Below are 8,728 nucleotides of genomic sequence, written 5' to 3' on the forward strand. Positions count from 1 at the left end.
ATCATGCACACGACATGACACGAGGACGGAACCGTCCCATCACCCACGAACGGGCGACACCACATCATCAGGAACGGGACTTAACGCCCTCTCAGTGCGTACGGATGCCGTTTCGAGGCCACTTCGGATGTCACTGCGGCCCTTCCTCGCGCACCGATTGTGGCCGTCGCTCGCCGCCCGTCCAGGTCGTACGTCCTCGCTTGGCTGCGGGCGCTCCACCTGGACCTGCGGCTCTCCGACGGGAAGAGCCCGCAGCAGTCGAGGAAAGACCAGAGCGGTCGCAGCCCGAGCTCGGCCGGCATGACATCCACAGTCACGTCGAAACGGCATCTGAAGTCGCGTGCACAGTCAGACCCTGGTCTGCGCTCTTCGAGCGGCGGCTGAGTCCGGCGGCGTCGTTGGAGCGGCAGTCCGGCAAGACCGTCCCTGACACACCACCAGACCACTACACTCCCGACGACGCCTCTGACCAGGACAGATAGCGAAACGCTGCTGGAGTACTAGTCCTCGACCTTGCTGCGGCTCTGATAGGCGAGGTCCTGATAGTCGGGGTGCCGGGCCATCCAGGCGGTGATGAACGGGCACACCGCGAGCACCCGCAGCCCGTCTGCCCGCGCGGCGTCCAGGCCCGCGCGGGCCAGCGCCGAGCCGACGCCCTGTCCGTTGAACTCCGGGTCGACCTCGGTATGCGTGAAGACGACAAGCCCGCTCTCGCTGGTGCGCAGGTACTCGGCGAAGCCGGCGAGCTGCCCGTCCACGCGGGCCTCGTAGCGATGCGTGTCGGGGGAGTCGGTGATTTCGATGGTCATCGTGAGCCTTTCGGGCGTGGGGTCCGGTGTCCGGCCATGCGTAAATGTAGGTGCGGAGGGGTTCGTACGGTCACCGGGGTGCCGGCTGCGGCGTGGCGGTGTGCCGTACGGGGTGCTTGCTGAGGAGGGAGACCCGGTTGAAGGAGTTGATGGTGATCGCCTCGCAGCGCCTAGCCATCCAGGTGGCCGATCTCGGCCCACGCCTCCCTGCGGCGGCCGCGCGTCATGTCTGTCGATGCCCGGGCCCGGTCCAGCGGACTCGCTGGTTGGGGTCGTGGACGGGGCGCCATACGGGTGCGCAGGGGCCGTGGTGGAGCAGGTCGGCCAGCGGCGCCGCGAGGACGGGGACGTCGTGCAGGAAGCGGGACGGCGCCAGCAGCCCGGCCCCGCGCGCAGGGTGCAGGCCGTCGACAAGGCGGCCGTGGTGCCGGCCGGCACCACGTCCAACCACTTCCGCAGCCGCGACCTCCTCGTGACGGGCGTCGTGGCCCACCTCGAAGCGCTCGATGCCCGCGACTGGAAGCGCGCGCATCTGATCAACCGCTGCGGCCACTGGGCCCAGCTGGAGCACGCCGACGAGTTCAACCGCCTCGTCACCGACTTCGTCACCAACCACTGCGCGATCAGGTGCTGGACGCGGCCATTAAGGTGTTGGGCACCGGCGGCCTCCGCGGCCAAGCGGCCGGACCGGGATGATGCGACGGCCTCGACTCGGTCCGCGAGGTTGTCTTCTACGGCCGTGACGTGACAACGGCCGCACGGGTTCTTCGAGTGTGACCAAGAAGTGGGCCCAGCGGCCTTGTCTCATCCTGCCTTCTGCGGCGTCTCCCGTGCACATCTCGGTGATTCGATCGGAGTTGGCAGACCCGTGGCTGGCGCTGTGCGAGTCGGCCCTTCGTGAGCGGCGAGGTGCTGCGCGGCGGCGGGCGGCCGGTGCTGGCCCGAAGTACGACCTGGTCTTCGCCGACCGGGTACTGGTCACCCTGGTCCACTTGCGAACGGGGCTCCCGCACGCCGCGCTCGCCGAGCCGTACGGCACGGCCCGCTCCACGGTCTCCCGCGCCGTCGGCGAGATCCGCCCGCTCCTCGCGGCGCGCGGCTTCGCCGTCCCCGACCGCTCTGGGGTGCGGCTGCGCACCCTGGCGGACGGGTGACCTGCACCTGGCGCAAGATCGCACCACGTGACCTCAAGCACCACGAAGGGGCGGACAGGCAACAGCTTGTCGCCCCTTCGTGGTGCTTGGGATCAGGTGGTGAATGGCTGCCACAGGATCGCCGAGCCCTCGTCAGACGGGGGACCCCACACCAGCCTCCCCCCGATCAGGCTGGGCTTGCAGCCCAGGCTCAGCTGCGGATTCTCCAGCCTGTCGGCGATCTCCTCCAGCAGCATCGTCAGCGACTTGTCCTCGACGGTGCGCACGGCCGTGTCGTCCCAGTGCCCGACCTCGCCCGTCTCCGCGTCGACGAACAGGCCGTAGCTGGTGTCGGTCACCGACCACGAGCAGAACGGGATCCAGGACGGCTTCCACATCCACGACTCCTCATCGTCGTGGTCCTGCTGCCAGCGCGACTTCCGCCGGTAGACCGCACGAACCGAGTCCAACGGCATCAACGCCCACCCGTGATCGGGGAAGAAGCCGGCCCCCGGGATGTCCTGGTTGCCCGCGCACAGCAGCCACAGCGCCCGCAGCTCCACCGGCACACGCACGCCCAGCTGCTGCGCCAGGGCGTCGATGTCCTGCTCGGTCGCGGCGGGCAGCAGCGCCTCGAGCGAGGCCGGCGCGTTCTGCTCAAGCCATGAGGTAATGCGCTGCCACGCCTCGGTCACCTGCCGTGCGGCGATCTGCTCCAGGCGCGGATCAGGGGCCTGGCCGTCGTCGGTATCGCCGGTGGCGGGGAGCGGTCCGGTGGCTTCGACGTCACGGATCTGGAGGTGCCCCTCCGCCGTCAGGGGCGGGCCGTAGGCGTAGCGCACGATCAAGGGCGGGCAGTCATCGAAGGTGTCGCCGTCGATCGTCGCAGCGTACAGGCCGAGCCTGCCGATGCACTTACCCAGACCGGGGTCGTCGGCCAGATGCCGGGCAAGGACCTTGACCGCGTATGGGACGCCGTCTCCGAGGTGGGCGCAGAGGTCGCGTATGTGGTCGGGCATGTCCACGGTCACGGGCAAGGTTCCGTTTCTCCTCTGGGTCGTTGGGTGCTGTCTGCCAGGATGCCAGCCGTAGGGCCGCCCCCGCAGATCACTGCGGGGGCGGCCCTACGGCTGGTTCTGGTGTGCCTCGTAGCGGTCAGTTGAGGACGGCGGTGCGGTCGACGTCGAGGATCTTGCAGGTGACCGAACGCTCGAACAGGGGCCCTGAGGTGGTTCGGCCGAACCACGTTGCTCGGGCATGACAAGTCGTACTTGCCTAACAACTCGGTCCGCGATTGAGGTCCGGACGTGCTGACCTGGCGAGTCGGCTGGTGGTTGATCAGCAGGCGCTCTGCCAGGCGAGCACGAGTTCGGTACTCGGCTTGCGGCGGGTTGGCCGGCGGGCTAAGCGATCCGAGACCAGCGAAGCGATCGCCTGGTGGGTCTCGGCGTAGAGCTCGGCATTGGCGTGCTCGACGCAGATCCGCTTCGTCTGTTGTGGTCGGGCGCGGACCGCCCGGGGCGCATGCACGACCAGACCGCGATGCGTACCGAACTCACGGAGCTCCGACTCGCAACGGGCGAGCCACGGGGCAGCCAACTCTTCGATCAAATCGCCGAGATGTGTACGGGAGACGCCGCAGAAGGCAGGATGGGTCAAGGCCGCACGGGCCCACTTCTTGGTCACACTCGAAGAACCCGTGCGGCCGCCATCACGTCACGGGTCACAGGTGCATCGTCCTGGTCTGCGTCTGGCAGAGGTAGAACAGTTCGGGGTCACCCTCATCAAGGCCGTGGAGAAGGCCGACTGGCCTCCACCCAGCTCGTTGCAGCAGCCGCTGCATCGGCTGGTTGGAGACGTTGGTTGAGGTGAAACAACTTCTGGGTTTCGCACGAGGCCGCCACGGCGTCCAGCAACCGACGGCCAACGCCTCTGCCACGAGCGGATGGTGCGACCATCAGCATCGTGACGAAGCCCTGTTCGAAGAATGTGTACTCAACTACACAGTAGCCAAAGAGGCCAGACGCACCTTCCGCTACGACCACCAGGCCCTGCTGGCACCACCATCGGATACTCGCCACTCGCTCCCTGTCACCTTCAACCGCGACTGAGTCGATACCAACCAGCGCGTCTGCCTCCGACTCCCTGACGCGACGCACAACGAGTTCGCCGAGATCCACTGCATCCATGGGGCCATGCTGTCAGTTCGCACCGATGGCCTGCGCTGCCTCTGACCCTCCATCGCGGACCAGGTCGTAACTTGCCTGCATCCTTGATCAGCCATCTGAGCAGGGAAAGAGGTGCCACCCCCTAGATAACGATGGCGGCGAGGGCGAGGTGGGAGTTCATGTCCAGCTCGAACCGGCCGTAGGGGTTCACGTGGGTCCAGAACAGCGGGGACAGGGCTCGCCGGTCGGCGTCGGTGAGCCGCTTCTGCCACTTCTCCTCGCTCAGGATGTCCTGGAGCCGGCGAACCGGAGTGGGCGGACCTCCTCACGCCCGCGGACCGGCGGGGCCTGACCCCGTTGTTCTGGTCCCACGTCCGGCCCTACGGCGAGGTGAAACTCAACATGACCAGCAGACTCCCGCTCAGCACGAGCTGACCGGTGTCCGGTTGGGGATCGCTTACGTACACGGCCTGTGATCCGGCAGGGGTATCACGATCGCCTCGGAACACAGCGCCGCGAGATCCTTGGGCGCCCGAAGCCCGCGCCGATCCGATGTCGAGCGCTCAGCGCTTGGTCTCGTACCTGGTCAGGACCACGCCGTCGGGAAACGTCCGGGTCTCCACCAGGGTCAGGTTCACCCAGTTGTCCAGGGCTGTGAAGAACGGCGTGCCGCCGCCCACCAGGACCGGATGGGTGACGATCGCGTACTCGTCGATCAACCCGGCCCGCATGGCCGCCGCGGCGAGTGTGGCACCGCCGATGTCCATGGGGCCGCCGTCGTCGGCCTTGAGCCTGGTGATCTCGGTGACCGCGTCGCCGGTGGCCAGACGGGTGTTCCAGTCGACCGTGCTGGTCGTAGAGGAGAACACCACCTTCGGCATGTCCCGCCAGCGGCCGGCGTACTCGATCGCCGCCGGTGTGGCACCCGGCTGCTTGTCGGCGGTCGGCCAGTGGGAGCTCATCGTCTCCCACAGCTTGCGCCCGTACAGCGCCAGGCCCGTCGCGTCCACCCGGTCGGACCACCACTGGAACAGCTCGTCGCTCGGCACGCTCCAGCCGAGGTCGTCGCCGGGCGCGGCGATGTAGCCGTCCAGGCTCATGTTCATGGCGAAGGTCAGTTTCCGCATGGCGTCAGCCTCCCGTGAGTCGGTATTCGGCGTACAGACCAGCACGGCGCGGAAAAATCATCGGTCAGGCCACACTGTCGCAGTAAATACCGGATTTACTGCGGCGGAGCCCCTACCGTGATCATCGCGACCTGCGGCGGGTTCCCCGGCCGCCGCAGGCGAGGTGTACGCATTTATGTGCGACATCCCGTGAGTTCCCCCGAGCCCTCCTGAGTCTCCAACCTCGCGGCCAGGGGGTTCTTCCTCCTTCGTGTGCTCTGCGACTCTGTGACGTAACTTCGCGATTCTTGAAGCGTTCTCACTTCGTCCGACCGATCCGCAGTCGGACCGAAGGCGAGGAGGCTCGGGTTGGCGGCGCTGGCAGTCGTACGGGACCTGCGTGAGCACTGGGCACCCGCGTCGGCGGAAGAGCTGGAGCGGTTCGAGATCGATGTGCTGTCCGGGTTCGTCCTCGCGCGGGCCTCGGCGGGCCTGGCGGACGGCACCATGCGCGGGGACGTCGGGCACCTGGAGCAGATCAGAACCTGGCTCGGCCGGCCGCTGTGGGACATGGAGCCCGCCGACGCTGACGCGTACTTCGGGAAGGTGCTGCGGAACTCACCCAGCGGCACCCGTCTGGCCCGGTCCCAGGCGCTGACCACGTACTTCATGTTCCTGGAACTGCGGCACAAGGTCGAGCTCCACCGGATGACCGGCCGGGTGGTCCAGTGCCCGATCGATGAGATGAACCGGCCGCGCGGGGCCAAGGATGCCCAGCTGCGCATTCCTCCGACCGAGCCGGAGGTCGGGATCCTGTTCACCGGCTGGGGTGGTGAGCTGGCGACCTGCCGCAAGTTCGCCCCGACCGCCCGGAACTACACCGCGGCGAAGCTGATGTCGCAGGTCGGCTTGCGGGTCAGCGAGGCATGCAAGCTCGACCTGGCCGACATCAAGTGGAACCTGGGCCGCTTCGGCAAACTCCACGTCCGCCACGGCAAAGGCGCCCGCGGCTCGGGCCCGCGTGAGCGGATGGTCCCGCTGATCAACGGCGCCGACCGCACGCTGCGGTGGTTCATCGAGGACGTGTGGGGTCAGTTCGACGACGATCACACCCGCCCCGGCGCCCCGCTGTTCCCCTCCGAGCGCAAGAGCGCCGACGGCTCCTCCCGCCGAGTCGGCGATGACGCCCTGCGCGGCGGGCTCAAGGTCGCGGCCAAAACACATCTGCCGGGATGGGGCGAGCGGCTGACGCCGCATGTCCTGCGGCATTTCTGCGCGTCCCAACTCTATGAGAACGGGCTGGACTTGCTCGCGATTCAGGAGGTTTTGGGACATTCCTGGATCGCCACGACGATGCGATACGTCCATGTCCAGCAGACCCGGGTCGAGGACGCCTGGGTCGCCGGGACCGAGCGGGCCGCGAAGCGGCTGGAAGGGCTGATCCGATGAGGTGGAACCTGCGGCTGACGGCCGCGAACAAGGGTATCTGGAAGGCGTCCGAGCTCCAACGGAGCCTGGCCGAGCACGGGTTGGTGATCTCGGCGGGGAAGATGTCCGGGCTGTGGTCCGGCCAGCCGGTCTCCCTCAAGCTGGAGGATCTGGACGTCATCTGCGTCGTCCTCGGCTGCGAGATCGGCGACTTGCTGATCCCCGAGCCGGACAAGGTCCGCCGTCCCGGCGAGGAGACCGGCCAGCAGGCCGCCGCTGTGTCCGGTTCCGCTCCGGCGGTGGTCCCACGTCGTCGGGACGGCCGGTCCCTTCCCCCTGCGTGACCATGGGCCCGAGTTCCTGCCCGGAATGCCTCGCCTGGGGACGGTTCTTCGAGCCGCGGTGCTCGACGTGTTCCTCGTTCGCCAGCCGCTGGAACGTGGGCGAGTGCGCCGGCTGCACACGCCGAGTGCCTTTGCGGGAGGGGTACTGCCGTCTGTGCTGGGTCCAAGCGAGAACGGAGGCTGTCGCGACCGGCGACAAACCGGAGCTCTTCCTGCCTCGCCTGCGTCACCAGCAGTTGTTCCTCTACGGCCTGACGGCGCTCTGGGATCGCCAGCCCAAGCAGACCGTGGTGAAGTACGGCCGTCGGGGACGGCCCCGGCGGCCCGATCCGGCTCCGGCTTTGCCGCCGTCCTCGTGCTCGCTCCAGCCCGCCCTGTTCGCCATCCAACCGGACTTCACGCGATGGCGGGCAAGTACAGCTCTCTACTGTGACAACCCCTGGCTGGCCTGGGGCCGTCACACTGCCCACCGGCTCGGTGAGACACGGGGCTGGCCTCGCCAGACCCGGCTGAACGTCGATCAAGCCCTTGTCATGCTTTTGTCCGGCCACGCGGACGGCGACGTGATCCGGTACTCCGAAATAGCCCCCATGCTGCGGGCCCGCGGCCTGAGCACCGTCCGCACGACGGACGTCCTCGATCACATGGGCGTCTTCCTCGACGACCGGCCCGCGACCTTCGACCTGTGGCTTGAGCGCAAGCTCGACGGCCTCGCCGTCGGGATCCGGGGGGACGTCGAGGGATGGGCACGGACCCTGCATGACGGCGGGCCCCGGTCCCGGGCCAGGCATCGCGCTACGGTCTGGAACTACCTCAACCGGATCCGGCCGGCGCTGAGGGAATGGTCCAGCTGCTACGACCACCTGCGCGAAGTGACCCGCGACGACGTGATCACGCACCTCGACACCGTCCACGGCTCTCCACGCCAGCACACCGTCGTCGCGCTGCGATCGCTGTTCCGGTGGGCGAAGAAGAACGGCACCATCTTCAAGAACCCCACTCTCCGCATCCGCGTCGGCCAGCGCGAAGAAGGTGTCATCCAACCCTTGGAACCCGAGCACACCAGTGGGGCCGTCGCCGCCGTCACCCACCCCGCCGACCGGCTGATCCTCGCACTCGCCGCAGTCCACGCCGCACGGCCCGCCGCCATACGCCGCCTCCAGCTCGACGACCTCGACATCGGCAACCGCCGCCTGACGATCGACGGCCGCACCCGCCCACTGGACGATCTCACCCTTCAAGTCGCCCTCGAATGGCTGGAGTTCCGACGCCGTCGCTGGCGGCAAGAGCTCCGTCGCTGGCCCGGCGCTGCACGGCCAGATCGCGACACTCGAACGACTCCGCATGGACCGTCAGCTCGAAGAGGCACTCGTCCACGGTCCCGACCCCCTCCATCTCGCGGAGGTCTTCGGACTCAGCGAGAAAACCGCGATCCGCTACGCGGGCTCTGCCCGCGCTCTCCTGGAACGGCCTTTGGAAACCGACCCCGCAACTTCACCCCGAACCCACGGGTCCTCCCCCTAACATCAGGGCATCGGACCCGTGGGTTCCCGCTGAAGCGCCTTCAGTTTTCGCGAACTCGCGGGGGTCCGGGGGTGTGACCCAGATACGCTCCAAACCCGCCACGAGATGATCTTGGGCTAGGCCGTCGCGACGTCGTGCCGCGTAGGTCAGAGAACCGCAGGACAGTCCGGGCAGGAGAACAGGAACTCGCGCGGCACGAACCCGGCGGTGCCGGCC

At 67.9% G+C, this 8,728-nt stretch carries 11 protein-coding genes; 5 read left to right on the forward strand and 6 right to left on the reverse strand.

Annotated elements, in window-relative coordinates:
* Positions 1-500: 500 nt before the first annotated feature.
* Entirely contained in the window at positions 501-809 is a 309-nt protein-coding gene (locus ABZ818_RS41485; protein WP_361427159.1) for a GNAT family N-acetyltransferase, read from the reverse strand.
* Between the two features lie 307 nt (positions 810-1,116).
* On the opposite strand from ABZ818_RS41485, the gene ABZ818_RS41490 reads away from it, so the two are divergent.
* Entirely contained in the window at positions 1,117-1,557 is a 441-nt protein-coding gene (locus ABZ818_RS41490; RefSeq protein WP_361427162.1) for a hypothetical protein, read from the forward strand.
* A gap of 109 nt (positions 1,558-1,666) precedes the next feature.
* A complete protein-coding gene (locus tag ABZ818_RS41495; RefSeq protein ID WP_361427165.1) occupies positions 1,667-1,963 on the forward strand; it encodes a transposase family protein in 297 nt (98 codons plus the stop codon).
* Between the two features lie 92 nt (positions 1,964-2,055).
* Here ABZ818_RS41495 and ABZ818_RS41500 read toward each other — a convergent pair whose 3' ends face one another.
* The 5 genes from ABZ818_RS41500 to ABZ818_RS41520 form a co-directional block, all read right to left on the reverse strand.
* The gene (locus ABZ818_RS41500) at positions 2,056-2,973 is read right to left on the reverse strand and encodes an SMI1/KNR4 family protein (RefSeq protein WP_361427186.1); all 918 of its coding nucleotides are present in this window, start codon (positions 2,971-2,973) and stop codon (positions 2,056-2,058) included.
* A gap of 307 nt (positions 2,974-3,280) precedes the next feature.
* Entirely contained in the window at positions 3,281-3,628 is a 348-nt protein-coding gene (locus tag ABZ818_RS41505; protein WP_361427168.1) for a hypothetical protein, read from the reverse strand.
* Between the two features lie 98 nt (positions 3,629-3,726).
* Positions 3,727-4,131, reverse strand: a complete 405-nt coding sequence (locus ABZ818_RS41510; RefSeq protein ID WP_361427171.1) for a GNAT family N-acetyltransferase — start codon at positions 4,129-4,131, stop codon at positions 3,727-3,729.
* A 121-nt stretch (positions 4,132-4,252) separates the two neighbouring features.
* Positions 4,253-4,399, reverse strand: coding sequence for a hypothetical protein (locus ABZ818_RS41515; protein WP_361427189.1), 147 nt, complete (start codon positions 4,397-4,399; stop codon positions 4,253-4,255).
* Positions 4,400-4,673: 274 nt separating this feature from the next.
* A complete protein-coding gene (locus ABZ818_RS41520; protein WP_361427174.1) occupies positions 4,674-5,237 on the reverse strand; it encodes a dihydrofolate reductase family protein in 564 nt (187 codons plus the stop codon).
* A 348-nt stretch (positions 5,238-5,585) separates the two neighbouring features.
* On the opposite strand from ABZ818_RS41520, the gene ABZ818_RS41525 reads away from it, so the two are divergent.
* The 3 genes from ABZ818_RS41525 (at position 5,586) to ABZ818_RS41535 (ending at position 8,589) form a co-directional block, all read left to right on the forward strand.
* Positions 5,586-6,665, forward strand: a complete 1,080-nt coding sequence (locus ABZ818_RS41525; protein WP_361427177.1) for a site-specific integrase — start codon at positions 5,586-5,588, stop codon at positions 6,663-6,665.
* Positions 6,662-6,988, forward strand: coding sequence for a helix-turn-helix transcriptional regulator (locus ABZ818_RS41530; protein ID WP_361427180.1), 327 nt, complete (start codon positions 6,662-6,664; stop codon positions 6,986-6,988). Before ABZ818_RS41525 ends, ABZ818_RS41530 begins: the two co-directional genes overlap by 4 nt.
* 236 nt (positions 6,989-7,224) lie before the next feature.
* Positions 7,225-8,589, forward strand: a complete 1,365-nt coding sequence (locus tag ABZ818_RS41535; RefSeq protein ID WP_361427183.1) for a hypothetical protein — start codon at positions 7,225-7,227, stop codon at positions 8,587-8,589.
* Positions 8,590-8,728 lie beyond the last annotated feature (139 nt).

The sequence above is a fragment of the Streptomyces sp. NPDC047453 genome, from assembly GCF_040643155.1.
GTDB lineage: Bacteria > Actinomycetota > Actinomycetes > Streptomycetales > Streptomycetaceae > Streptomyces.

Excerpts from the sequence above, each read along its gene's own strand:
- ABZ818_RS41530 (WP_361427180.1), top strand. The coding sequence starts at position 6,662 with ATGAGGTGGAACCTGCGGCTGACGGCCGCGAACAAGGGTATCTGGAAG.
- ABZ818_RS41520 (WP_361427174.1), bottom strand. The coding sequence starts at position 5,237 with ATGCGGAAACTGACCTTCGCCATGAACATGAGCCTGGACGGCTACATC.
- ABZ818_RS41485 (WP_361427159.1), bottom strand. The coding sequence starts at position 809 with ATGACCATCGAAATCACCGACTCCCCCGACACGCATCGCTACGAGGCC.
- ABZ818_RS41510 (WP_361427171.1), bottom strand. The coding sequence starts at position 4,131 with ATGGATGCAGTGGATCTCGGCGAACTCGTTGTGCGTCGCGTCAGGGAG.